This window comes from Agarivorans litoreus (assembly GCF_019649015.1).
Classification (GTDB): Bacteria; Pseudomonadota; Gammaproteobacteria; order Enterobacterales; family Celerinatantimonadaceae; genus Agarivorans; species Agarivorans litoreus.
The window spans coordinates 3,039,631-3,065,553 of sequence record NZ_BLPI01000001.1 but is presented as its reverse complement, the minus strand read 5'-3'; the positions used below and the strand labels follow the sequence as shown (position 1 = coordinate 3,065,553).

25 protein-coding genes are annotated in these 25,923 nt (G+C 45.3%); 14 read left to right on the top strand and 11 right to left on the bottom strand.

The window, feature by feature from the left end; all coding sequences use genetic code 11:
* Positions 1-42: 42 nt before the first annotated feature.
* The 6 genes from dmeF to K5L93_RS14110 all read right to left on the bottom strand — a co-directional run bounded on the left by dmeF (position 43) and on the right by K5L93_RS14110 (position 8,712).
* Entirely contained in the window at positions 43-960 is a 918-nt protein-coding gene (gene dmeF, locus K5L93_RS14135) for a CDF family Co(II)/Ni(II) efflux transporter DmeF (RefSeq protein WP_220720414.1), read from the bottom strand.
* 162 nt (positions 961-1,122) lie between these two features.
* Positions 1,123-1,767 (bottom strand): cytochrome b/b6 domain-containing protein, encoded by a 645-nt coding sequence (locus K5L93_RS14130; protein ID WP_220720413.1) that lies wholly within the window; start codon positions 1,765-1,767, stop codon positions 1,123-1,125.
* A gap of 73 nt (positions 1,768-1,840) precedes the next feature.
* Complete coding sequence (locus K5L93_RS14125) at positions 1,841-2,380, bottom strand: copper resistance protein CopA (protein WP_220720412.1); 540 nt, start codon at positions 2,378-2,380, stop codon at positions 1,841-1,843.
* Between the two features lie 18 nt (positions 2,381-2,398).
* The gene (locus K5L93_RS14120) at positions 2,399-5,521 is read right to left on the bottom strand and encodes an efflux RND transporter permease subunit (RefSeq protein ID WP_220720411.1); all 3,123 of its coding nucleotides are present in this window, start codon (positions 5,519-5,521) and stop codon (positions 2,399-2,401) included.
* Positions 5,521-7,434, bottom strand: a complete 1,914-nt coding sequence (locus K5L93_RS20200; protein WP_220720410.1) for an efflux RND transporter periplasmic adaptor subunit — start codon at positions 7,432-7,434, stop codon at positions 5,521-5,523. The genes K5L93_RS14120 and K5L93_RS20200 overlap by 1 nt, the downstream gene beginning before the upstream one ends.
* 12 nt (positions 7,435-7,446) lie before the next feature.
* Positions 7,447-8,712, bottom strand: a complete 1,266-nt coding sequence (locus K5L93_RS14110) for a TolC family protein (protein ID WP_220720409.1) — start codon at positions 8,710-8,712, stop codon at positions 7,447-7,449.
* A gap of 757 nt (positions 8,713-9,469) precedes the next feature.
* Between K5L93_RS14110 and K5L93_RS14105 the strand changes: the two genes are divergently transcribed.
* The 3 genes from K5L93_RS14105 to K5L93_RS14095 are packed head-to-tail and all read left to right on the top strand — an operon-like array spanning position 9,470 to position 12,407.
* Positions 9,470-10,651, top strand: a complete 1,182-nt coding sequence (locus K5L93_RS14105; protein WP_220720408.1) for a hypothetical protein — start codon at positions 9,470-9,472, stop codon at positions 10,649-10,651.
* A 32-nt stretch (positions 10,652-10,683) separates the two neighbouring features.
* Positions 10,684-11,670 carry a sensor histidine kinase gene (locus K5L93_RS14100; RefSeq protein ID WP_220720407.1) on the top strand — a complete coding sequence of 329 codons (987 nt, stop codon included), beginning with the start codon at positions 10,684-10,686 and terminating at the stop codon, positions 11,668-11,670.
* Entirely contained in the window at positions 11,658-12,407 is a 750-nt protein-coding gene (locus tag K5L93_RS14095; RefSeq protein WP_220720406.1) for a LytR/AlgR family response regulator transcription factor, read from the top strand. The genes K5L93_RS14100 and K5L93_RS14095 overlap by 13 nt, the downstream gene beginning before the upstream one ends.
* A gap of 22 nt (positions 12,408-12,429) precedes the next feature.
* Here K5L93_RS14095 and K5L93_RS14090 read toward each other — a convergent pair whose 3' ends face one another.
* Positions 12,430-12,645, bottom strand: coding sequence for an NIPSNAP family protein (locus K5L93_RS14090; RefSeq protein ID WP_246615055.1), 216 nt, complete (start codon positions 12,643-12,645; stop codon positions 12,430-12,432).
* Positions 12,646-12,862: 217 nt separating this feature from the next.
* Between K5L93_RS14090 and K5L93_RS14085 the strand changes: the two genes are divergently transcribed.
* Both K5L93_RS14085 and K5L93_RS14080 read left to right on the top strand, forming a co-directional pair.
* Complete coding sequence (locus K5L93_RS14085) at positions 12,863-13,666, top strand: PEP-CTERM sorting domain-containing protein (protein WP_220720405.1); 804 nt, start codon at positions 12,863-12,865, stop codon at positions 13,664-13,666.
* Between the two features lie 258 nt (positions 13,667-13,924).
* A complete protein-coding gene (locus K5L93_RS14080; protein ID WP_220720404.1) occupies positions 13,925-14,986 on the top strand; it encodes a polysaccharide lyase family 7 protein in 1,062 nt (353 codons plus the stop codon).
* 123 nt (positions 14,987-15,109) lie between these two features.
* On the opposite strand, the gene K5L93_RS14075 is transcribed toward K5L93_RS14080, so the two are convergent.
* The gene (locus K5L93_RS14075; RefSeq protein ID WP_220720403.1) at positions 15,110-15,766 is read right to left on the bottom strand and encodes a cupin domain-containing protein; all 657 of its coding nucleotides are present in this window, start codon (positions 15,764-15,766) and stop codon (positions 15,110-15,112) included.
* 161 nt (positions 15,767-15,927) lie between these two features.
* Here K5L93_RS14075 and K5L93_RS14070 point away from each other — a divergent pair, with 161 nt between their 5' ends.
* Complete coding sequence (locus tag K5L93_RS14070; protein ID WP_220720402.1) at positions 15,928-16,392, top strand: OsmC family protein; 465 nt, start codon at positions 15,928-15,930, stop codon at positions 16,390-16,392.
* A 312-nt stretch (positions 16,393-16,704) separates the two neighbouring features.
* Here the strand turns inward: K5L93_RS14070 and K5L93_RS14065 are convergent, their stop codons facing one another.
* From K5L93_RS14065 to K5L93_RS14055, 3 genes are all read right to left on the bottom strand, one after another.
* Positions 16,705-17,037, bottom strand: coding sequence for a hypothetical protein (locus tag K5L93_RS14065; RefSeq protein WP_220720401.1), 333 nt, complete (start codon positions 17,035-17,037; stop codon positions 16,705-16,707).
* Entirely contained in the window at positions 17,037-17,708 is a 672-nt protein-coding gene (locus tag K5L93_RS14060; protein WP_220720400.1) for a hypothetical protein, read from the bottom strand. Before K5L93_RS14060 ends, K5L93_RS14065 begins: the two co-directional genes overlap by 1 nt.
* Before the next feature lie 163 nt (positions 17,709-17,871).
* Positions 17,872-18,264, bottom strand: a complete 393-nt coding sequence (locus K5L93_RS14055) for a hypothetical protein (RefSeq protein WP_220720399.1) — start codon at positions 18,262-18,264, stop codon at positions 17,872-17,874.
* 435 nt (positions 18,265-18,699) lie between these two features.
* Here K5L93_RS14055 and K5L93_RS14050 point away from each other — a divergent pair, with 435 nt between their 5' ends.
* From K5L93_RS14050 to serA, 8 genes are all read left to right on the top strand, one after another.
* A complete protein-coding gene (locus tag K5L93_RS14050) occupies positions 18,700-19,329 on the top strand; it encodes a hypothetical protein (RefSeq protein ID WP_220720398.1) in 630 nt (209 codons plus the stop codon).
* Between the two features lie 9 nt (positions 19,330-19,338).
* The gene (locus tag K5L93_RS14045; RefSeq protein ID WP_220720397.1) at positions 19,339-20,025 is read left to right on the top strand and encodes an ABC transporter ATP-binding protein; all 687 of its coding nucleotides are present in this window, start codon (positions 19,339-19,341) and stop codon (positions 20,023-20,025) included.
* On the top strand, positions 20,013-21,227 hold the full coding sequence (locus K5L93_RS14040) for an ABC transporter permease (protein ID WP_220720396.1): 1,215 nt from the start codon (positions 20,013-20,015) through the stop codon (positions 21,225-21,227). Before K5L93_RS14045 ends, K5L93_RS14040 begins: the two co-directional genes overlap by 13 nt.
* A complete protein-coding gene (locus K5L93_RS14035) occupies positions 21,220-21,963 on the top strand; it encodes an outer membrane lipoprotein-sorting protein (protein ID WP_220720395.1) in 744 nt (247 codons plus the stop codon). Before K5L93_RS14040 ends, K5L93_RS14035 begins: the two co-directional genes overlap by 8 nt.
* Positions 21,964-22,163: 200 nt before the next feature.
* Positions 22,164-22,883 (top strand): YebC/PmpR family DNA-binding transcriptional regulator, encoded by a 720-nt coding sequence (locus K5L93_RS14030; RefSeq protein WP_220720394.1) that lies wholly within the window; start codon positions 22,164-22,166, stop codon positions 22,881-22,883.
* Between the two features lie 157 nt (positions 22,884-23,040).
* Positions 23,041-23,625: a 5-formyltetrahydrofolate cyclo-ligase gene (locus tag K5L93_RS14025; protein WP_220720393.1), complete on the top strand. Its 585-nt coding sequence runs from the start codon at positions 23,041-23,043 to the stop codon at positions 23,623-23,625.
* 136 nt (positions 23,626-23,761) lie between these two features.
* Positions 23,762-24,415 carry a ribose-5-phosphate isomerase RpiA gene (gene rpiA / locus K5L93_RS14020; RefSeq protein ID WP_220720392.1) on the top strand — a complete coding sequence of 218 codons (654 nt, stop codon included), beginning with the start codon at positions 23,762-23,764 and terminating at the stop codon, positions 24,413-24,415.
* Positions 24,416-24,670: 255 nt separating this feature from the next.
* Positions 24,671-25,900 carry a phosphoglycerate dehydrogenase gene (serA, locus tag K5L93_RS14015; protein WP_220720391.1) on the top strand — a complete coding sequence of 410 codons (1,230 nt, stop codon included), beginning with the start codon at positions 24,671-24,673 and terminating at the stop codon, positions 25,898-25,900.
* Positions 25,901-25,923: the final 23 nt, after the last annotated feature.

Below are 25,923 nucleotides of genomic sequence, written 5' to 3'. Positions count from 1 at the left end.
CCGTAAGAAGCTCATTGTTGAAAAACTGAAAAACTTAGACTCCTACTTATGAACTTCGATACTTACATGTTTCAGCTTAGGAATATGTTGTAACAACTGTTTATAAGTTACCAACGGACGAGGTGCTTCGCTGCGTATTGAGATTACAGCGCTAAGTGACTTCTCTCCGAGGTGCCAAACATGCAAATCTGTGATTTCTATCTCTTCGTCTTTCAAAGCTTCACGCACACGGTTCTCGGTGGTTTGACACTGTTGGTCGAGTAAGTGACTACTTGTTAATGAGATTAAGCCCCAGGCCCATTTACTTATAACTAGAGCTCCCACAATACCCATTACTGGGTCTAACCAATTAAGCCCAGCGTATTTGCCAGCGAGCAGAGCAAATATAGCGAGTAATGATGTTAGTGCGTCGGCCAGCACGTGCATATATGCTGCGCGTAGATTGTGATCTTGGTGAGAGTGGCTGTGCTCTTCGTCATGGTGATGATGGTGATCATCTTTGAGAATCCAAGCACTTACTAAGTTAACTAACAAGCCAATAACAGCAACTAAAATCGCTTGATTAAAGGCAATCGCTTGTGGTTCGAAGAAGCGAGTAATCGACTCAATTATCATGAGAAGAGAAACTACCGCTAAAGCAATTGCACTGGCAAAACCTCCAAGCGAACTGACTTTTCCGGTACCAAAGCTGAACTTGGGGTTGTTTGCGTGCTTGCGAGCATATCGATAAACAAAGATAGTTATCACGAATGCAGCAACGTGAGTCCCCATGTGCCAACCATCGGCAAGCAAAGCCATGGAGCCAAACCAAGTTCCAGCAACAATTTCAACTACCATGGTAATGGCAGTAAGCGCTAATACAATTAATGTACGCTGTTCACCTTGATTGGTGTGGTGAGAAAAATCGTGTTGGTGAGCTTGGCTGCTAATATCAAAAGCGGCTTGATGTTGGTGATCCATAAACTTATTTACCATCCCTGTAAGTAAGAGTTCTAATAAAAAATAGTAACTGTTCTCACTCTTATTCTCGCAAACCCAATTTATCTATATGATAAGTTAGATCAAAAAAGCCGCTGATTTGAGTCACGCTCAAGGCCTTTTCATTCAGTAGTTGTTTACGATTTAGAAAACTAAGGTCAATGCTATCAGCAAACTAGCTGCCAATATCGGCCAAAGCCCAGGCTTGATGTTAGGTTTGCTTGCAATATCTTTATTCTTATAACCACTGAACATAGCTCTCAAGTAACCACGCTTCCTTAAGCAAAAGTAGCCAATCGCCAGTATATGAATTGCGATAAGCGCAAATAAGTAATCAACGTTATTTGAATGGAGGGCTTTAAACCATTCGTAGTATTGTTCGTCCACATAGGCATATAAGGGTCCATCAGAGAGAATGTCATCAGAATTAAACAAGCCTGATAGAAGTTGTATTAACAGCAGTACCCATAAAGCCAGCACCATATAAGAACCAAGGTAAGAGTGCCCAGTATGTATGCTTTCTGTGCCGCCCAATTCTTGTTTAAGTTCATCGAGTGCACCTTTAGGGTGAAGCTGTAGTGACTTAAACAGCGCGGTTTCACTACCAAAGTAGCCCCAGATGAATCGAACCAGAAGCAAAGCCAAGAGTGCCAAACCTAGCTGCATGTGCAAATCCACTTCATCGTACTTCATACTTAACCACAAACCGACTAGCAGAGCTAATTGCAGCCAGTGATAAAAACGAATGAACCTGTCCCACACCAAAATTTTTTGTTTAACATTCATCATCACCCTCTCACTCTTTAGCTTAGGCGCTTTAGCAGTCTCGCTAGGCCGCCAATTTATGACGGCCAATAAATAGCTATTTATCGCAACTCATACGAAATTCTTTATGACTTCGTTTGCTGTGCTTCTTCACTTCGATTAGGGTGTTTTTGACGAGTTTCTTGTCATCAACTTGTTGTAGTTGGCCAAATAACACCAGCAGTTCATCTATACCTTTCATATAGCTCACATGTGCCATATGGGTATTGTGGTCCATACCTTCCATATCTGGCATGTTACTGTGATCCATACTTGAATGGCTCATACTCGAGTGGTCTACGTTAGCCATCTCTGCCATATGATCTTCATGCTCAGCCATGTGATGTTCGCTATCTTGCAGCTTCAGTGGGATCAGTTGCTTGGCTTCTTTAGCACTACTAATCAGTTGTGCTGCATGTTGCTGCATAGCGGTCTGGTCATCATCTTTGAATGCATCAACGTAGGCTTTAAGCTCAGATTTCATATCCTTCATAACCGAGCCAAGCTCAGTGTCTTTACAGTGTTCACTGTGGGCATTGGCGGTAACGCTCACTAGCGTAAGAATGGATGCGGTAACTATTGAAGCTAACTTTTTCATTGTGTTTCTCCTTAATTGTTATTCGTTAATTAGTTTGCGCAGAGATATGCGTTTCCATAAGTAATAAACTGAGGGCAGCACTAGCAGGGTTAATACCACCGCTGAGGCCATACCGCCGATCATCGGTGCAGCAATTCTTTGCATGACTTCGGAGCCGGTGCCTTCACCATACATAATCGGAATTAGGCCTATGATCACCGTGGCAACGGTCATCATCACCGGCCGTACGCGCAAACCAGCACCTTCAACAATGGCTGTGCGTAATTGTTGCTTGCTAACAATGCTGTGTTTGGACAAGGTCTCTTCAAGTGATTGATTAAGGTACATCAGCATGATGACGCCAATTTCTACAGCAACCCCCGCTAGAGCGATGAAACCCACGCCAACGGCAATGGAGAAGTTGTAACCCAATAGATACATGAGCCAAACGCCGCCAATCATCGCTAAGGGCAAGGTGCCTAGGATTAGGAGCACTTCACCCACTCGCCTAAAGGCCATGTACAACAGCAACATAATGATGGCAAGCGTTGCCGGTACCACCACTTTCAAGGTGGCTTCTGCGCGTTCCATGTATTCATATTGCCCTGACCAACTGACTGAATAGCCCGCTGGCAGAGTTAGATGCTCTTGCACGTACTGCTTAGCATCTTGTACGTAGCTGCCTAAGTCACGGCCTTCAATATCAACGAAGATCCAACCATTAGGGCGTGCGTTTTCGGTCTTAATCATCGGCGGCCCGTCTTCAACGTAAACCGCTGCCACATCTCCAAGGGTTAATCGCAGTCCACTTGGCGTGACCACAGGCAATAGTTTTAGTTGTTCTACGCTGTCGCGGTAACGCTGGGGATAGCGTAAGTTAATCGGGTAGCGCTCTAAGCCTTCCACTGTCTCAGACACATTCATCCCGCCAATGGCTGTAGAAACAACGGCTTGCACATCGGCGATGTTAAGGCCATAGCGAGCAGTTGCAATTCGGTCGATATCTACTTTCACATAGCGTCCACCGGTAACACGCTCGGCGTATGCGGAGGCGGTGCCAGGAACTTGGCCAAGGATGTCTTCAATGTCTTTACCAATGGTCTCAATTACACTGAGGTCTTCGCCTGATATTTTGATGCCAATAGGCGTTTTGATCCCAGTTGCAAGCATGTCGATACGAGTTTTTATCGGCATTACCCAAGCATTGGTTAATCCAGGGAAGTTCACCAAGTTATCAAGCTCTTGGCGCAGTTTGTCGGTAGACATTCCTTCTCGCCATTGCTCTCGGGGCTTAAGCGTGATGAAGGTTTCGATCATGGTGAGAGGTGCCGGATCAGTCGCTGTTTCTGCACGACCAACTTTGCCCCAAACCCTTTCTACTTCTGGCACTGTCTTGATCAGCTTATTGGTCTGTTGTAAGACTTCTCGCGCCTTGCCAATACTAATCCCAGGATAAGTGGTTGGCATGTACATCAAATCCCCCTCGTCCAAAGGCGGGATAAACTCACTACCAATCTTGTTGACCGGATAAAAACCTACACCGACTAAGGCGACAGCGATAAGCAGTACTAGCACAGGCGCTTTCAAGCTGAGCTTGAGTAGTGGCTTGTAGCTGGCAATCAGAAGCCGATTCAATGGGTTCTTATGCTCGGCAATCACCTTGCCGCGAATAAAGTAACCCATAAGTACCGGCACTAGCGTGATTGCCAAGCCAGCTGCTGCCGCCATGGCGTAGGTCTTGGTGTAAGCCAAGGGCGAGAACATCTTGCCTTCTTGGCCGTGCAAGGCAAAGACCGGCACGAAGCTGAAGGTAATGATCAACAACGAGAAGAACAAGGCAGGCCCCACCTCTGAAGCCGCTTTGCCAATCACTTCCCACCGGTTGGCGTCGGTAAGCTCGGTTTTCTCCATGTGCTTGTGCACGTTTTCAATCATTACGATGGCTCCATCAACCATCGCGCCAATGGCGATGGCGATGCCTCCCAACGACATGATGTTGGCATTGATGCCCTGCCAACTCATCACGATGAAGGCGATAATGATCCCCACAGGCAAACTTACCAATACCACCAGTGAGCTGCGGATATGGAACAGGAACGCCGCACACACTAAGACCACCACCACAAACTCTTCAATCAATTTGTCTTTGAGGTTTTCTACAGCACGTTCAATCAAGCCAGAGCGGTCATAAGTGGTGACAATTTCTACGCCAGCGGGCAGTGAAGCGCTCAAACTGTCTAGCTTGTCTTTAACAGCTGCAATGACCTGTTGGGCATTTTCCCCGTAGCGCATCACCACTACGCCACCGACCACTTCGCCCTCGCCATCAAGCTCTGAGAGCCCTCGGCGCATTTGTGGCCCTACTTGAATATCGGCAACATCACCCAGTAACAAGGGAGTACCTTGTGGGTTGAGTTTTAATGGTAATTGTTGCAAGTCTTCGATCGAGCTTATGTAGCCGCTACTGCGCACCATGTACTCGGCTTCACCCATTTCAATTACGCTGGCACCGGTCTCTTGATTCCCTTGAGAAATAGCACTCTGTAGCTGCGGCAGGCTCAGCTGGTAGGCTCGCAGGAGATCGGGATCGATGCTTATCTGGTACTGCTTCACCATGCCGCCGACGGTTGCCACTTCACTAACTCCAGCAACCGTTTGCAGCTCGTATTTCAAGAACCAATCTTGAATACTGCGTAACTGACTAAGGTCATGCTGGCCGGTGCGGTCAACTAAGGCATAACTAAACACCCAGCCAACACCCGTAGCATCAGGCCCTAGCGCGGGCTTTGCTGCTGCCGGCAGATTAGGTGCGACTTGCGATAAGTACTCTAATACCCGCGAACGTGCCCAGTAAATATCGGTACCATCTTCAAAAATGATGTAGACATAGGAGTCACCAAAAAAGGAGTAGCCTCGAACAGTCTGTGCTCCAGGTACCGATAACATAGCGGTGGTCAGTGGATAGGTAACCTGATCTTCAACCACCTGTGGAGCTTGGCCCGGATAGGAGGTCTTAATGATGACCTGCACATCTGACAAGTCTGGGATGGCGTCGACGGGCGTGTTTTTGATGGCGAAACCGCCGTAGACCAAAATAGCGAGCGTCGAGACCAAGACTAAAAAACGATTGTGTATCGACCAGCGAATAATACTAGGGATCATTACTGCTCTCCCTCTTCATCATCAAAATCCAGCCAATCCAAATCCTCATCCACTAGGGTGCTAGTATCCATATCCGCATTTTGCTGTGGACGATGCCCCATCTGTGAATGGTCCATGGTGCTGTGATCCATGCTGCCATGGTTCATTTGAGAATGGTTCATTTGAGAGTGGTCCATCTGTGAATGGTCCATCGTGCTGTGATCCATACTGCCATGGTTCATTTGAGACTGGTTCATTTGAGAATGGTCCATCTGTGAATGGTCCATCGTGCTGTGATCCATGCTGCCATGGTTCATTTGAGACTGGTTCATTTGAGAATGGTCCATCTGTGAATGGTCCATCGTGCTGTGATCCATGCTGCCATGGTTCATTTGAGAGTGGTCCATCTGCGAATGATCCATTGTGCTGTGATCCATAGTGCCGTGGTCATACCCCATCGCTGGTTGCTTCAATGCATCAGGATTCAAGTCACCTGGGACAAGCTTGGAAATAGGAAACTGATTATCTTGTTTGTTAATGGTAAATTTGAGCTCTCTTCCCGGCACGATCTGCTCGGTAATTTCAGCCTGCTCCAATGGAAAGTCCATCACCATACCTGGCCACTCCCACTCTGGCACGGGTTCATGGGCAATGGTGAGGGCTCCGTCTTTTACCGCCATTACCACACCACTCGCCACTACCGACTTGGTAAGCCTATCTGGAGGGCCAATGCGATTGAAATCAGCACTTAAGCTAGATTCAGAATCCAGCATAAATTGGGCACTGGTTACGATGGTGTCACCACTCATCAAGCCATCAAGTATTTCCACTTGCCCCTGACTTTCGCGACCCACTTCAACTCGCACGCTTTGGTACTTTCCTGCGCCTCGCTTCATTACTACGCGATCAAAACGGCCGCCTCTAATCACCGCTTCACTAGGAATGGTTAATACTTGGCTCGCTTGTGCCGAGGAGACTCTGACTCGAGCATACATATTGGGTTTGAGCCGCTCGTCATCATTGGCAAACTCCATGCGAACACGCAAGGTGCGAGTTTGCGGGTCAAGATTGGGATAGATGTAGTCAATTTCACCTTGCCAAGTTTGTCCGGGGTAGCTATCCACACGCATCTCTACCTGGTCCCCCTCTGCCACTAGGCCTGCTTGCGACTCGAATAATTCACCGATCAACCAAATGCTATCCAAGGCTCCTGCATCAACTAACGTAGTAGCGGGGGTGATATAAGCTCCCTCTCGCACACCAAGCTTAGCGATGTAAGCAGAGCTAGGGGCATATAGTTCAACTAACTGTTCGCTACGACGTTGCTTAGTCACGCGCTTAACTTGCTGAGCTGACATGCCCAGTACATTGAGTCGAGTTTTAGCGGAGTCAATCAAACGCTTGTTACCCATGTTCAGGGCATTAAGTAAGTCGTCTTGGGCCTTAACCAGCTCCGGTGAGTAAATCGACATAAGGTACTGGCCTGCGTCAACACGCTCGCCCTCTGCTTTTACCGCGAGTTTTTCAACCCAACCTGAAACCCTGCTATTAAGTTGCCACTGGGTATTCTCGTTCAGGTTAAGTGTGCCCACTGTTTCAATGGCCGTGGCGAAATTGTTCAGCTCAACCTTGGCAGTTCTCACACCTAAGTTATTCTCAACACTCGGGTCGATGGTGACTAAGCCGGGTTGGCTAGCAGATTGACTCTCCTCAAAAACGGGGATGAGATCCATGCCCATAGGAGACTTACCGGGTTTATCACGGCGATAGTTAGGATCCATTGGCGCTACCCAGTACAGCGGCTCAGCTTCCCCCGATGCGCTATAACCAGTGTGACTATCGGTGCTATGCTGATGCTGCATCAAGTCATTTGCGAAGTAACCTCCGCCCAAGCCAAGGGCTAGAAATAGACTGCTTAATACAAATTTATTCATTCGGTTCTACTCCTACAGGGCCTGAAAATAACGAACTTGAGCAAGGGATTGGTACTGCTGGGTTTGTAACTGTTCAAACTCCAACTGCAAGGCTGTTTCATCCATGAAAGCCTTGACCACCAGATCAAAGCTCACTGTATTAGATTGATAACCTTGGATCGCGGCTTGGGTATTAGCTTGGGCTTGCGGCAACAAAGTTTGCTGATAGCGAGCTAAGCGCAGATTAAGGTTTTGTACCTGTGCAATCTGACCATGGAGCCTACCATTCATGTTTTTTAGTAGTAGGTCGCGTTCTGCTTGCTTCACCCCCTTGCCACGTGTAGCTGAAATAACCGCCTGGTCTTGACGTTTATCGGTGAACAACGGGACGTCCATAGACAAAAAACCAGAAAGCAAATCGGGACGAGCACTACCATCCATATCACGAGTGTTTCGATGACCATATCCAACTTCGACTCTAAAGGCCGGCTTGTAAGCCTCATTGGCGATTTCGATTTGTTTTTCAGCCTCATCAATGGCGGCTTGTTTCACCAACACCAGAGGGTGCTGCGACAGCAGTGTGTAGTGTTCGGTATTAGCTTGCTCTGCATAATTAGCGGTGGCATCCCATTGCGGAAGTGCGCTATCAAATGGTTGGTAAGCCTGAGCGCCAAGCCACGTTGCTAACTGTCCTCGATAGGCTTGCTCTTGCTGGGAATAAGCCGCGATCTGCTCATCAAACTTGCTTAGTTGTAGCTCTGCTTGGAACAGGTCTTGGCTTTGTTTATAGCCCAATTCGAACTGGCCACGCACGTGCTCAACATTGCGAGCAAACAAGCGCTTGTTCTCGGCTAAAAGATGTTGTGCCGTGTTAGCGAAACGCACACTTAACCACATTTGTCGGATTTGCTGGCTAAGTTCCAAGCGGCGCTCAGCAGCTTGGTGGCCAGTTTGCCGCTCCAATATTTGGTAACGCTGGCCGCTTAGCTCACGGGTATTGCCACGGCTAAACTCTTGGGTAAGCCCAACACTCAGCTGAGTCATAGGGTCTTGGTCAAATTTGAAGCTATCAGTGGGTAGGTTCGCGAGACCGAGCCTGACCATCGGGTCCTTTAACTGACCACTCTGCACACCCATGGCAGCTATTTGTTGTTGTCGCTGAGCATATAAATTCTCAGAGGGATCGCTGCTAAGCGCTAGCTCTACCGCACGCTCAATATTTAAAGGGGCGGCTATCAGCGAGGCACTTGTCGATAGCGCAACGACAAGCACAACCTCTTTGCAAGAGGGAATAAACATGTTTCTTCCTTACTGTTGATTTAAAAAAAGTTAGCTAAATCAAACAGAAAGGGGTGGTCGAAACGGTAGGTCCTGTAAAGACGGATGAAGATTAAAAGTATAGAAACTGGCGGCTAAACTTTGTGGTTGTAGTATGAAATGTAAGCCGGAAGATATGAATGCAGGCGTTGCAGCACACAATGACAACTGACAATCTAACTTACATAAGTCATTCAGCTTAGATTTATTCTCATCGCCTAGATTATTGCCATCATTATGGCAATCCATAGTCATGTGCATTATTTCTTGATCGGCACTATGTTTTTGCGCATGCGAAGAATGCTCCGAAGCGCTAGAAACGCCGGATACCATTTGTAAGCAAAACACAAAGATCAAAAATAAAGCTTTCATATCATTGTGATGGTAAGTCATAGACAAAGATTACTGCAAGTATTTTTAGTAACAGCGAGAAATTAGTTTAAAAACAACTCTTAATAATCTACTTCGGAGGACATGCGTTCTAACGAGTCAAACTTGATAAGGGCAACCAGATTAATTGCTGATGGAGTCTCACACTAGATTCTACTAGAAATAACCAAGCCCCCAGACAGTTCACATTCCAACTACCCCCCAAAAAAACCTCTTTAATTCCGCCAACCACTTATCGCTAGTTAAAACACTTTATCAACTTAACTAACCGTTTATCGCATTCAAACCAGTTCCCTTAACCTCTCTCGTAAGCTAATGCTCAAAGGACACGATTTTACTAGGAAAAGTTTTGGCTCAATTTCGTTTTATTTGGCTGCTATTGTTTACCAGTACTTTTAGTCAAGCCGCTTGGCAACAGCAATGGCATTTGGAACTAGATAGCGGTTTTGCTAGTGCTTCAAATAGCCCGGTGTTCAACAGTGAAGACCAATGGTTTGGCGATGCAGCTCTGCGCTGGTTTCCTCAATATGGCAATGTACAAGGGCAGCTAGTTGCTTTAAGCCAAGCCAAACAAAAACAAGACAACCAGCATGACTTAATTGTGGCCGAGCTATTCTGGAAAACCGAGCTAGCCGAGCGAGACTTGCTGGTAGGTAAACAACGCATCGACTTAGGCGTAAGTTATGGTTTTCGCCCTTTGGATATGTTCCTGCCTTTTCGGCGTAATCCGGTAGCTATTCAAGTAGAAGAAGGCGTGGGCGTATTAAGCCTTAGCCAGTTTAGTGGCAATGGCGAATATGCTTTATTTTATACCGACTCTTACCTAGCAACAGAGTCCGAAGGCCTACAGCAACGCGGCCTAGGTTTACGTTGGTACCAACTTAATAACGATAGCGAATGGCAGGCAATAAGCTATTACGACAATAAACGGGCGCTTAACCTAGGTGGAACATGGGTCACTACCTTTGGTGATGCTTGGGAAGTACATGCCGAGAGCCGTTACCAGCAGCATTATCAGCGCAGTGTTAGCCAACTAAACAGCAGCAACATTGGTCAAGTATCACCGATAATCGATCAACAATTTAATCATGGTTTTCAAGCCTTAATAGGCATGACTTGGGCAAATTTAAATGGTGATAACCTGATCCTAGAATATTGGTTTGATAAGCGCGTGCTAAACCAAACACAATGGCAACAAGTCGCCGATATTAGTTATTACTTGCAGCAACAAAGTGGCGACATTAGCCACTTACGTTTTTCCCAAGGTGAAGTATTTAATGGTCAAAACTTGCTGCAACACAATGTAATGCTGCATTGGCATCGTGACATAGAAGATTGGCAACCGGCGTTTGATTTAATGCTAGCGCCAGAAGACGGTGGCGTGATCGCTACAGCAAGGCTAGATTACCAATTTAGTCAAGGATGGACGCTTGGCGCAAGGCTGCGCTATCTTGGTGGAGCGAGTGATGCGGTATATAGCTTATTACCAGAAAATAAAATTGGCTTAATAAAACTCGAGGGACTCTTTTGAACAATAAATGCCTTTTATCAGTGTGGCGCTCGTTGGCAATTTGCGCGCTGTTTTCCTTCCCCATTGCCTACCTCACCAATGCAATTTGGGGCGGCCCCTATTGGATGCATTTCGTTATTGCCTTAGGTTTTGGCACGGTAGGCACTTGCACCACCATGTTGATTAATACCCTGTTTCCAAAAATGAGTAGCTTTTGGGCATTTGTGCTGAGCGCTCCACTCACCTTAAGCATTGGTAGCGCCCATACTTGGTATTGGATAAGCCCTTATTACGACGATTTTGATTGGCCCTTAATGCTTAAAGTAGTGATTATTGGCCTATTTTTCTGTGCCGTTATTTACTACTACTTTTTTAGCCGCGAGCAAAACCTAAGTATGGCTTCGGCGCTGCAACAAGCCGAGTTAGAAAAGCTAAAAGCGGAGCAAGCACTTACCTACAGCCAACTAAAATTACTGCAAAGCCAAATTGAGCCGCACTTTTTGTTTAATACCCTAGCTAATTTAAAAGCACTCATCGCAGTAGAGCCCAAGCAAGCAGAAATTCTGTTAGATAAATTCACCGAGCTATTAAGAGTCACCCTTAAAAAAAGCCGCCAAGAGAGTATTCGCCTAGAAGATGAGGTAGCAGGTATTAGTGCTTATTTAGCGATTCAACAAATTCGCTTAGGTGAGCGCCTGCAGTATTCAGTTACGCTTACTTCGCAAGAGCTTAACCAGCGCCAATTGCCACCCATGTTATTGCAGCCTTTAGTTGAAAATGCGGTTTTTCATGGCATTGAACCCAAGGCCGAAGGCGGCCAGGTAAATGTGCGCATTAATGTGGACGAGCAGCGCTGGCAAATAACTATCGAAGATAACGGCATTGGCTTTAAACAAGCAGCCAAACAAGGCCATGGTTTGGCCTTAAGCAACATCCAAAAACGGCTAGCGAGCTTATTTCCCAATCAAGCTAGTTTACATATTCAAGCTTTAGAAACCGGCGGAACCTTGGCCAAATTGGAGTTTCCATGCGAGCAATAATTGTTGATGACGAACCCTTACTGCGTTTTCATTTAGACAAAATGCTGGGGGAATGTTGGCCAGAGTTAGAGATTGTAGATAAAGCGGGCGATGGCCCAAGCGCCTTAGCCGCTGCTGAGCAACTGGCCGCCGACGTAGTATTTCTAGATATTCGTATGCCCGGTATGACCGGTATTGAAGTGGCGCAAAAGCTCAACCAACTAGCTAAACCACCACATATTGTATTCACCACGGCCTTTGATGAATATGCGATTCAAGCCTTTGAACAGCAAGCCGTTGATTATTTGCTTAAACCCATTGATGAGCAACGTTTATTGCAAACCTGCCAACGTATTCAGCAGCGCCAAACAAGTGCTGAAGCTAGTCCCAGCTACGACCTTCAAGCACTGGTGAAAGCACTCGACGAAAAGCCCGAATACTTACAATGGATAAGAGCCAGTAAAGGAGAGGCGGTAGAGCTTATTGCCATCGATAACATTTTGGCCTTTGTGGCGGAAGACAAGTACACCACGGTACGCAGCCAGCAAGGTGACTACGTTATTCGAACGCCGCTAAAAGAGTTGCTAGGCCAAATTGAACCGGGATTATTTTGGCAGATCCATCGCTCAACCTTAGTTCGAGTTAACGCCATTAAACGGGTAAACAAAAACATGCTTGGCAAGCTCACCGTAGCACTAGCAGACAATAGCGAATATCCGGTAAGCCGCAGCGCCAACCATTTGTTTAAAGCGATGTAAGCCTTAACGATTAACCTTGTTTCTAGGCATAAAGAACCTCTTGGCGGCTTTGCTCATCTTTAAACTGCCTCAACCAAACAAACCACTTATCGCCATTGTCGTCACAATATAGATAGCTATTAATTACCTCCACGCCTTTACTTCGTTGGTAGGGTAATATTTCCTTTTCCATCAAATTAAGCCACTGAGCGGTTTTTCCAGACTTAATTTGGTACTCGCGTAATTCAATCACATTCATTTTAGATCCTTTACCCCTCGGTCAATTCGCTTAAACAAATCGCTGTCGACTTTTTTTACATTATATAAGTCTTTGATGTATCAATTAAAAATCAATATCCATATTTTTTATAAGGTTATATTGATAGGTCTGTTTTTTGCTTAACAACAAATAAGTCAGCAATTATTGTAAAACGGAAAAGCTGATTACTATCATCAACTTATAATGGAAATATAAAATGAAGATACTCCCTTCTTGCTGCTGGGCCTTGGTGCTCGCGGCTAGCATAAACGTAGCCCATGCGGTGCCCTTCTACTTAAACTTAGGTGGTACTAGCACAGCCAAGGCAGACTACTTAACCACTAACATTCATGCTACTTCGACACTGCAGAATGGCAACTGCACCGGGGGCTTCTGTAGCCCAGATGTTAACTCAAGCTTTACTGAGTCTGGCAACGGCAATGCTTCAGGTTTATACCGAAGTCCTAATACCCCACTGTATAACGCTGGCTTAAATAATAGCTGGGCGATGACCTTTGACTACAACGATTTAAGCGGCGGGTTTACCGATACGGGTGGCGTTAGCTTCGACCAGGGTGGCAACATTAATATTAACTTCACTAGTGTTTTAGGCTACGACCAAAACAGTGGAGAGATTATTTATGGTGACAGCATTAAAGTGGCGCAGCTAGTTGTTAACTCTGGCAACGCAGTAATGGGTGATGTATCGCTAAGCGGGTCTTTCGACTACAGCTGGTACGATGCAGGCATTGACGATGCGCTAGCTGAAGACTTTTTCTCTACCGATTACGGCAGCTTATTTGAGCTATGGGAAAACGGAGACAACCTAGTGTGGCAGCTTAACTTTAACATCACCAACAATATCAATACTCCTTACCTTGGTGATGAAGATGAAGCCTTTCGCGATACCATTCTTAACGGTCAATTTGCCATTGTCTCGGTTTCGGAGCCTGGAACCTTGGCTTTATTTGGCATCGGCCTTATCGCCCTAGGTTTACGACGCCAACACAAAAAAATCTAATCCTTTAGATCTTATTATGGGCAGGTGTAGGTTTTTTACGCACCTGTTTTTTTTAACACAACCTCACAGCCTATCAGCTTTGTTAAGCCAAGCTCCTTAATGGGTGTTAACACTACGTTTGCTTGACCAGATTAACAAATGGCAAATAATCGCTGCTTTTGTAATCTAAATCACATATTGTAATACAATAATAGAATAAACTATTTTGGTAACTCAGTCATAAGGCTGTCTGTTTGATTCATTAAAAATGGAAAATTCATGAAGACATTAGCGATTAGCTGCGCTGTGGCAGCATTGGTGGTAAGTGGGGCAAGTAGCGCTACTTCAAGCCAAGTAAAACCAGCGCCTAGCGAGTACCAAAAACAACTAATGGCCAAGCTTGATCCTACTAAAGCGCCCAGTGAAAACTTCGATATGAAAAAGTGGAAGATTAACCTTCCAATTCCAGACCTTACTGAAGCCCGTAAAGGTAAAGAGATGGAGATTACTGCTGCTCAGCTTAATTACGTCAACTATCCTTACGTGCACCCAGAGTGGTTTTATACCGACTCTGAAACTGGCGCTATGGTATTTGCAGCCCCTAACACTGGCCCAACAACGCCCAACAGCAAAAATACTCGCAGTGAATTACGCGCCATGTTAGACGTAAATGAGGCATACCAGTACAAAGCGCCAGCCACCAACTTTGCCATTGAATCGCATAATAACGCCGCAGCATTTGGCGCAGTAGGCGGGCGCTTAACCGCTGCGCTTACAGTAGATGCAGTAAGTAAAAGTGGTAACGACACCAAAATGGGCGCACACGCAGTTGTGATAGGTCAAATTCATGGTTCTAACAACGAACCTCTAAAAATCTATTACCGAAAAATGCCTAACCATACCCATGGCAGCATTTTTGGGAACTACGAAATTAACCCTAAAGACAAAAAAGACCGCTTTGATATTTCTCACGACGTATTTGGTAAACATGATTTAACCAAAGCCGATGCCAACCCAGATGATGGCATTTTATTGGGCGAACTAGTTAGCTACGACGTAAACTTCATTGGCAATGTTATGCACCTCACCTTTACCAGCAACATCGGTGAAACCGATGAGAAAGAAGTGAAGTTTGCGGTTGATTTAAGCAAGCCTTATCCCGGTGAGGAAGCCTTAGACACCAGCTACGCTCAAGACTGGATGTACTTTAAAGCAGGTGCTTACAATCAGTGTAACCAAGGTACCAAAAACCCTATCTGGGGCACAGCCTGTACCAACAAGGGCATAGAAGCTGGTGATTACACCCAAGTTAGCTTTTACAAATTAGTACTCGAACAGTAGACCGTTTTGTAGGGGCGGTGCCCGCCCGACTCTCCTCATTGGGCACCGCTCTTACTTCTTTATCGCTAACACCAATACTTAAACAAACACTAAGCGGTATTCCGCCCAGATAACCAACGCCAGCTAACTCTTTACCGGTAAATGACCGGTTTTCACTAAAATAACGGTTTCTTGTTCAACAAAAGGATGATGCTGACTCATGTGAGGGCTGCGCAGCCAAGTGAGTTTAGGGTAGCTACCGTGTTCGTCTTTAAACTCTCCCGACAGCACTAAAATCTCTTCACCACCAAAATGACGATGAGGCTGAAATACCTCACCGGCAGGCCACTTAACCAAGGCAACATGTTCATGTTCAAACTCATGCAAAGGCATGACTTCCAAGCCACCAATGCCTGGCAACCAAGGCGTTTGCTTAGTGTTAACTGTTACCTGAGTAAGATCGCGCGCATCAAACTGATTAAGTTTTACAAATATCACGCAGCCTTGTTTGCTAAAAGGGCTATGTTTGCTGCCTGGCGGATTACGAATATACGTGCCCGCTGGATAATCACCACGCTCATCAGAAAACCCCCCCTCTAATACCAAAATTTCTTCACCTTGTGGGTGTGGATGCTCAGGGAAAAAAGACTCTGGCTGATACTGCACAATGCTGGTTACATGGCCAGACTCTTTTGCTTCTCGCTCTAGTGGTTTACGCAATACCCCAGCCGAGGGGCTAGCCAGCCAATCCATTTGTTCGGTGTTAATCGCCAAGGCTTGGTCAAAATTCATGTTGAGCATAATGGTTCCTAAAAAACGCTGTTAACCATTAGAGTTGCTTGCTTGGCAATAAATTTCAAGCTAATGCCCTTAAGCTTGAATTTTTCATTGCCAAGTACTAACGACTGCAACATGCTAAACCTGTATTGTTTTAACTTTGCTTACTCACCGCAGGAACGCTTATGTCTGAATACTTCGCCATTGTAGAATGGCAACGCCAAGCCGATGAAACTTATACCAACAACCAATACAGCCGAGGCCACCACTGGCACTTTGATGGTGGCCAAACTGTTGCAGCCTCGTCGTCACCCCATGTGGTGCCGCTGCCATACTCGGTAGAAGCAAACGTTGACCCAGAAGAAGCCTTTGTCGCCTCACTGTCTAGCTGTCACATGCTGTTTTTCTTATCTATAGCTGCTAAAAACCGTTTGGTAGTGGATAGCTATGAAGACAAAGCGGTAGGAGTAATGGCCCTAAATGAACAAGGAAAAATGGCCATGACAGAGGTAAAGCTCAACCCTAAAGTGGTTTTTTCAGGGCAAGAGGTGAGCCTAGCTAAGCTTGAGAAAATGCATCATCAAGCCCATCAGCAATGTTTTATTGCTAACTCGGTGACCACAAAAGTAACAACCAATATTGTGGTTTAGTGCCGCAGACCAACAACAAAGCCTGAATAGGCATTAGCCGAACGAGCTAGCCGAAAGGCGAACAGTACAAGGAGAATGGCAGGGCTTAACATGAGGATGAAAATACACACAATAACAACTTAGCGCTACGCCATACGGGTAAGGGCTTAACGCCATTCACCCCGTCTTAGCCAAACTCGTCTTGTAAAAAGTAAACAGGACCTTGGCCCCGCCAACATCAACACCGTTATTTACTATAGAAAGGAGCATCGGGCTTGTTCAACACCCGAATAAGGTGTCGGCTGCGCGACACCTATTCTTATTTGTTATACGTTATTTCGATGAACCTGCTTTTTCTCCGGTTAAAAAAGCCAAAGTGCCTGTTAGACCTGCTGTAATAATTGGAGCGATAATAACCCATATGTCTTTTGCGTGCTCTGGAGTTCTTATAAAAACCACTCCCCCAAAAACAGCCAAAATTGCACAAGTAATGCCAACTAACCATAGGACTCCAACTTTTACTTTTATGTCCCCAGCAGCTCGAATCTGAGCTGGTGTCTTTGGTTTAGCGGCATCAGTAACTAATTTTTGCCATGCTTGCGCATCACTAGGTTGACCCGAAGAGCTAGAAGGTGGTTGATACTGACTAGTTGATGATGAACTCATTATTTCACCAACCCTTTCACCTTTTCGGGAGCAAAATTTGGTAACTGTTTACTAACTAACTCAATAAGGTTCTCGATATCAAGTTTTCGATTGTCAGGAATATTATTAATATCTAGTTCAATGAAAACACCTTTGTTGGGTATATTGTTAATTTCAGCTACAGCAGTATTGATTGAGGTTATATTGTTAAGATTCAACCCATGTGAGCTGTTACGCTTGTTAAAGCGTAAGTTAATTTCTTCAGCTGAATTAAGGTCAACTTTTAAGTACTTTCTAGTGATTGACGCACTATTAGCGTTATCTGGTACGAAAAAGTTACCGATTAAACCAAATCTGATACTGCCAGCTTTAGAGTTTACTGAGCGTACAAACAAACGAAGTTTTGCAAGAAAATCATTTGTTAGCTGTACCCAAGACGACTCATTACTGCCGTTACCATTTATTATGAAATCGACTCTCGATGGAGCAATATTACAGTTGTAACGATTATTCTCAGACCGAAGTTGAACCCTTGGAATATCAAGAGGTGCATCTTCAGGCATTGGGATGATTTGTGGCATTGCATCAAACAAGTTCCCCATATCTGAGTTGATACTGTGCATCAAGTTATCTGGTCTCATTTGGTAAGACTCAAAAAACAGCGCCAACTGAAGCTTAATTACTTGTTCCATTTTTTTCCTTATTTTTCTTACATCTGAACTTATAAAACGTATAACGCCGCAATCAGCGGCAGACTAGTTGTTGATTGTTTTGTGCGTTAATGGCGAAGCCATGCACAAAACGAGCGACGGCTAGGCTGTCCAAGCCACGAAGTGGCTGTGCTGCATTGCCTTGTTATACGTTTGCACCGCTGCCGACAAAAAAGAACGATGCTGCTGTTGCCAACATGCCAACCGCTAGAAAAAGAAAACCCGCGATTAACAAAATTATGCCTAGCTTACTTTCAATATCCAGAAGATGATTTGTTACTCCCTCAACCATTGGTTCGGTTTGTTGTTCGTTGTTTAATATTTTTCGAACTTGCATTAGCGACTGCTCATGGGCTACAAGCCCATAAACCACCCACTTTAGAATTTCTTTAACGCGCCAAGCTAGAAGAATTGAGCCGATCGCTGTACTCAGCGCCCCAATTATTTTTAGCCAAGTAGCAATATCATCTGGGAATATCACTCGATCTCCTTTTACGTATAACATTTTATTAATAGGAAAATTTCCTTGTTTAAACACGGAATTTTTCCTCTTATCATACATTTGATAAAACCAAGGTTATCACCTTTCCTAAGCTACATCAGCCACCTAGCTCGAAAAATAACAAAAACATCAGCATGAAAGTATGCAATCACTTGTAGAAAGTAGGAATCGCAGATTTCTGTATATAATTACAGCATTCATCCCCCCAAAAGGCCATTTAAAACAAAATCGGTCTAACGCTATTGTTCACCAACATGAGCTAAGCAACGATAGGTGAAGAGTGATTGCGGGCCACCAGCAAACACTAAGACTAGTTATGGAGTAAACACGTTAAGCCTCGCTCTGCGCTCTGCTCATTCATCAGCTCAACATTCCATTAATCTTCGCCAGCTACCTTTTATCGCATCATGCAGCCGTAAGGGAATATCAATCGTAATCTTGCTCATGTACTCACACTCACAAGGATTGATCATGAAAAAGCTTACTTTAGCCAGCCTACTACTTGTTTGCTCTTATTCCGCAAGCGCTAGCATTAACGAGCAACAACTTGCCACTTACTTTCAAGCAGCTCAAGGCGACTACTCGCAGCTAGATTCACTGTATAAAGAGTTACAACTCGCCCATCAGCAGCAACCTTCAGACCCTTGGACTTTGTTTTATCTAGGTGGCACCGAGACCTTAAAAGGTGACGATGCTTGGATGCCTTGGAGCAAAATGCGTTACACCGAAGATGGCTTAGCACGCATGGATAAAGCCTTAAATATGATTGGAGAAGAGCAATGGCAGCAGCAATATCGCTACCTGCCTCAAGCGATATATATGCAGGCAACGGCCGCAGTAACCTTTACCAGCGTGCCAGACTTTTTTAATTACCAAGACCAAGGCATGCAGCTCTTTAAACAAGTACTTAATGACCAGCGCTTTTTGCAATCTCCAGCCCAAGCCACCTCGTGGGTATACCGCTTTGCTGTAGAGGCGGCCTTAAACAACCAGCAACCGGCACTGGCTCAACAATGGTTTAAGCAACTACAGCAAAGCGGTGTAAATGATGATTACAGCCAGCTCACCGCGCAGCTAATGGCTAAGCAAAATAAGAGCTAAGGATAGAATATGTTGCAATTTAAAGGCTTAAGTAAGTTTTACCAAACCGGCCAAGTAAGCCAGCAGGCGCTTAACAATGTTAATGAACATATTCGTGCTGGCGAAATGATTGCTCTTTGCGGCCCATCAGGCTCAGGCAAAAGCACCTTACTTAATATTTGTGGCTTGTTAGATCTTAACTACCAAGGCGAGCTGTATTTTGATGGGGTAAAACTGGATAAAGACCCGCAGCATTGCATGCAGCTACGGCGACAACAGCTGGGCTTTGTATTCCAACGCTTTAACTTGGTGCCAGTAATGAGCGCCTACGAAAACGTAGAGTACCCGCTAATGCTAAATAAAGTGCCTAGCCAACAACGCAGGCAGCGCATTATGCAAATTTTAGATGCAGTAGGCATGGCCGACTTTGCACAAGCTAAACCCGACCGTTTGTCGGGCGGCCAACAACAACGCATTGCTGTGGCACGAGCTTTGATTCACCAACCTCGCTTGGTCATTGCCGACGAACCAACAGCTAGCCTCGACAGCCACACCGCCCACCAAGTTGTAGAGCTGATGAAGGCCATTGGCAAAAGCCACAACACCACTTTTGTGATCGCCACTCACGATAACCGGATGAGTGAACATTGCGACCGACAAATAGAACTACTAGACGGACAGGTATTACCCAAGGAGGTTAGCGCATGCGTCGCCTAAAACATGCATTACTTAATGTGCAACGAAATCGCCGCCGCAGCATTATGTCGGTGCTTATTATCGCCATTGCGGTAATGGCCTTGGTCACCTCTGGCGGATTTGGTTTGTTTACCTATCAATCGCTAGCCGAGGCCGCCGCACGCGACACTGGCCACTTAACCTTGTCTAGCCCAGAGTATTTTAACCAGCAAGAAGATACTCCCCTGCAATACGGCTTAGCTAACTGGCAACAACAACGCCAAGACTTAATGGCCTTAAACGGGATAAAAGCGGTGCAACCGCGCATCGAATTTAGCGGCCTAATTAGCAACGGCGATAAATCGGCAATTTTTGTAGGCCAAGGCGTATTGCCCAGCGAGTTTACCCAGAAAGGGCCCTTTTTAGACCTAAAGGCTGGTCAACTACTCACCGAGCAAAGTGACCAAGACTTGCCACAAATTTTGCTAGGCGACGAACTAGCACGCAACATGAAAGTACAACCCGGTGATTGGCTAACGCTGCTTAGCACCACCACAGAGGGCGCGCTAAATGCCTTCGACTTTACCGTGCAAGGCATTGTTTCTACGGGTGTTCCAGAGATGGACAAACGCCTAGTGTATATCTCCTTAAGTGATAGCCAAGCCCTGCTCGCCACCGATAAGGTGAGCTTAATGTCGGTATTTGCCTTTGCCAATCAAGATATTAGCCAGCTCAAACAACAAGTTGAACAACAGCAACCAAGTTTGTTGGTCACGCCATGGTGGGAACAGGCCTTCTTCTACGAAGCGGTAAAAGGCTTGTACAACCGCATCTTTGGAGTGATGGGCTTTATTATGGCGCTAGTGGTGTTTGTGTCGTTGTTTAATACCTTGAGCATGTCGGTTACTGAGCGAACCCGAGAAATAGGCACCCTATCCGCCTTGGGCACTGCCAATTCGGAACAGCTAATTGGCTTTGTATTAGAAGCTGTAGTTCTGGCCTTAATTGGCAGCCTAATAGGCGTGCTACTTAGTGGCTCGGTATCATTAACGCTGCTATTTGCCGATATTCAAATGCCTCCTCCACCGGGGCGCAGCGTAGGCTACCCACTACATATTACTTTCTCATTCATGTTGGCTGCCATCGTCTCTTTAGGCGTGGTGTGTATATGCGCATTGGCGTCTGCCATTGCTGCTAACAAAGGCATAAAGAAGCCTATTACCGAGGCACTTATTTATGTTTAGTCTATTTAAACTGTGGTTATTAGGTAGCTTATTTAGCATTGGTTTAGTGCAAGCGAATGAAGAAGTTAGTCTGCGCTTGCTTGAAGCCGACAGCTACCGCTTGCAGAGCGCATCGGCCAAAGTAGTGACCGAGGTGAGTCAATTTGATAAACAGCAGCTAAAAAAGAAACACCGTTACAACGTGTATATTCGCCCAGAACGTGAATCGCTAGTGGTATTTAAAGCGCAATCGGAGCTGGGGCAAAAAATGCTGATGCTCGGCGACAATTACTGGCTGCTTATGCCAAATAGCCGCAGGCCAATTCGCATTACTCCCATGCAAAAACTGTTGGGTGAAGCCTCGGTAGGCGACATCTCGACCCTCACTTGGAGTGAAGATTACCAAGGCGAATTAGGTGAAATTAGTGTGCTAGATGGCGTAACGGCTCTGCATTTACAACTGCAGGCTAAAACCAGTGGTGCCAGCTATCAAAAAATAGACTTGTGGGTAGATCACCGCAGCAATTTTCCACTAAAAGCCGACCTCTACTTAAAGTCTGGCAAACTGGCAAAACAAGCTTACTTTGAGCAAGGCCAGCGAGATGGGCGAACCGTAGTAAAAACCATGACACTGGTTGATAGCATCCAAACCAACAAAAGCACGGTGATTGATTACGAGTCGGTGCAAGCGCATAGCCTTGCCGACAAATACTATAACCCTGCCTATTTAAGTAAGCAGTCTTTAGAGCAACTTTAAATATGCTACAAACAGCTATTTAGTCGCAAAAGGCTATCAAGCACCTAGATAATCGTGAGGATTTAACAGTTAAATACCTCACGATTTAACTAAATTAAGCGCATTATTGATCGAGAACCCGCGCCAGCCCTTGTTCCTTGTATTTCAGCTGGTAAAATCCTTTCCCAGAATTTTTAAGCATCGAAGAAAAGAGCATCCCTATGGGCAGAAGTTTTGAAGTACGTAAGGCCTCAATGGCCAAAACCGCTGGTGCAAAAACCAAGGTTTATTCTAAATACAGTAAAGAAATCTACGTTATCGCTAAAAATGGCGGTGCCGATCTAGAAGCTAACCTACAGTTACGCAGTGTTGTAGACCGCGCCAAAAAAGACCAAGTTCCTAGTCACGTAATCGATAAAGCTATCGACAAAGCCAAAGGCGGCGCAGGCGAAGACTACGTTCCAGCGCGCTACGAAGGTTACGGTCCTGGCGGCTGTATGGTAATTGTTGACTGCTTAACCGATAACAACAGCCGTACCTTTACCGACGTTCGCCAAGCCTTTGTAAAAACCAAATCTAAAATTGGTAACCAAGGCAGCGTGGCGCATATGTTCGACCACCAAGCTATTTTTGCCTTTAAAGGTGACGACGAAGACGCCATTCTAGAAATCCTACTAATGGACGACGTGGAAGTTACCGATGTAGAAAGTGAAGACTGTATGATTACCGTATTTGCTCCACATACTGAATACTTCAAGGTTAAAACCTCATTAACTCAAGCCTTGCCTGAGTTAGAGTTTGAACTAGAAGAAATTAGCTTTATTCCGCAAAACTACACCACCATTAGCGGTGATGACGTGGCAATGTTCGAGAAATTTCTAGCCATGCTTGATGACTGTGACGACGTGCAAAACGTGTATCACAACGTAGAGCAAGAATAACTCTACTGGTTTTTACCAAGCCTGTTCATCAGGCTTGGTGACCTTTACTCCCTCTTCTCGGTATCGACTCCAATTTTGGCTTAATGTGTAACAGCGCCTTGCTTGATTGCCAATATAGATACACACTTAAAGTCTAATTTGTCAGTTAAGTTTGTTTATGACTCAGCTAGATCCTCGCCAGCAATTACGCAAACAGATACGCCTACAACGTAGCGCCTTAAGCCCTTTGCAACAACTAGAGGCTAGCCAAGCCATTCTTGAATACTTGCAAGACGATCCCGAGCTTATTCCGATGCAACGGGTAGCGCTCTATTTAGCTTTTGACGGGGAGCTTGATTTAAGCTTGCTAATTAATTGTTTATGGCAACAAGGTAAACAGGTTTATGTGCCCTTAGTTGACCCCACCCAAAATGGCGAGATGTGCTTTCATCGTTATCAAGCCAGCAGCCCCTTACAAGCCAATAAATTTGGCATTGGCGAACCCATTTTTGACGCCAAACAGGTAATTGACACTCAGCAACTAGATTTAATCCTAGCCCCCTTGGTAGCCTTTGACTCGCAAGGTAACCGCCTAGGCATGGGCGGCGGCTATTACGACCGCTTGCTGGCACAAATTAGTGGAGATAAACCTTTAGTTATTGGCCTCGCTCACGATTGCCAGCAAATAAACGAAGTGCCAGTTCAGGCATGGGATCAACCACTTAAACGGATTATTACTCCTAGCAGATATTGGTGTTGGTAATAACTAAAACAGTAATAATAAAAGCGCCGAAAAAAGCGCCAAAGGAGCATGGCGTTAACGCCATCGCTTGGTTATAATCCGCGCCAAACAAGCGGGCTACTTTTGCCCTTCCCCTCACTTTGCTCGGAGCACTGTAATGACACAAGATGAAATGAAAAAAGCCGCTGGCTGGGCCGCATTGGAATATGTTCAAGAAGACACCATTGTTGGCGTAGGCACAGGCTCTACCGTGAACCATTTCATTGACGCCTTAGCGACCATGAAAGACAGCATTAAAGGGGCGGTTTCAAGCTCTGAAGCGTCTACCGAAAAGCTACTTGCTTATGGCATTGAAGTGTTTGATTTAAACAGTGTGAGTGAGTTGTCGGTTTACGTAGACGGCGCCGACGAAATTAACCAACAAAACCACATGATCAAGGGCGGTGGTGCAGCCCTAACTCGTGAAAAGATTATTGCCGCGGTTGCCGACCAGTTCATCTGTATCGTAGACAATACCAAAGAAGTGCCAGTACTAGGCAACTTTCCTCTTCCGGTTGAAGTGATTCCAATGGCCCGTAGCTATGTAGCGCGCGAGCTGGTTAAGCTTGGCGGCGACCCAGTTTACCGTGAAGGTGTAGTCACCGATAACGGCAACGTGATCTTAGATGTTCACAATATGAAGATTGTAGATCCAGTGACAATGGAACGCGACATTAACGCCATTGTAGGTGTAGTCACTAATGGCCTGTTTGCAGCTCGCGGCGCAAATGAAGTGATCATTGGCACCCCAGAAGGCGCTAAAAAACGCTAATCAAGCAAGACCTTAAAAAAAAAGAGTGCATTGCGCGCTCTTTTTTTTATGAAATATTCCAACACCCCATCAATAATCTCGATCAAGCACTAAACAAAACCCCAATTACAACATTAAAAACTTCAAAAAAAACACTATGGAGAATAATAATCACATCATGAATAAAATTTGATGTAATAAAATTACATTCCCTAAGCCCTGCTTTTTTGCTAAATTTAGCCGCTCGAGCGGTAACATGGGTATTAGGAAGCAAACATGGCAAAGTATTCGTTAGGCAAGGAAAAAATCAAAGTATTGTTGTTAGAGGGTTTACACCCTAGCTCACTGCAATCTTTCCAATCTGCGGGTTATGAAAATGTAGAAATGATCAAAACCTCGCTAGCAGAAGAAGAACTGATTGAAAAAATCAAAGACGTTCACTTCATTGGTATTCGCTCCCGTACAGACCTAAACGAACGTGTGCTAGCAGCAGCGAATAAGCTTGTTGCCATTGGTTGTTTCTGTATTGGTACTAACCAAGTTGACCTTAAAGCTGCCCAGCAAAAAGGTATTCCAGTATTCAACGCACCGTTCTCTAATACTCGTAGCGTAGCTGAACTAGTATTAGGTGAAATTATTTTACTACTGCGTGGCATTCCAGAGAAAAACGCCAAAGCACATCGCGGCGAATGGATAAAATCGGCCGACAACTCTTATGAAGCACGTGGTAAAAAGCTAGGCATTATCGGTTACGGCCATATTGGTACTCAGCTGGGTATTTTGGCTGAAACCCTAGGCATGCAAGTTTACTACTACGATATAGAAAACAAGCTATCTTTGGGTAACGCTACCCAAATCGCCGACCTTGACCAGCTACTAGCAATGAGTGACGTAGTAAGCCTACACGTACCAGAAACCGCACAAACCAAGTACATGTTTGGTGAAGCGCAGTTTGCCGCTATGAAGCAAGGCTCTATTTTAATTAACGCCTCTCGCGGTACGGTAGTTGATATCGATTCTTTGGTGTCGGTACTAGAAAGCAAAAAGCTTGCGGGTGCGGCAATTGATGTTTTCCCAACTGAGCCAAAATCAAACAAAGAAGAGTTTGTGTCTAAGTTACGTGGTTATGACAACGTCATTCTTAGCCCACACGTAGGCGGTTCAACCCAAGAAGCACAAGAAAATATCGGTATTGAAGTAGCCTCGAAACTGGCTAAATACTCTGACAACGGTTCAACCTTGTCGGCAGTTAACTTCCCAGAAGTAGCACTACCAGAGCACACTGGCACTAGCCGTTTGTTGCACATCCACCATAACCAACCGGGTGTGTTAACCAAAATTAACTCTGCCTTTGCCGAAGACTCAATCAACATTGCAGCGCAGTACCTGCAAACCAATGACAGCATAGGTTATGTAGTGATTGATGTAGAAACAGCGCAAGCCGAACAAGCGATTACTAAGCTTAAAGAAATTGACGGCACTATTCGCGCCCGTATTCTTCACTAAGCTTTGTTGCCTGTATAGCAAAA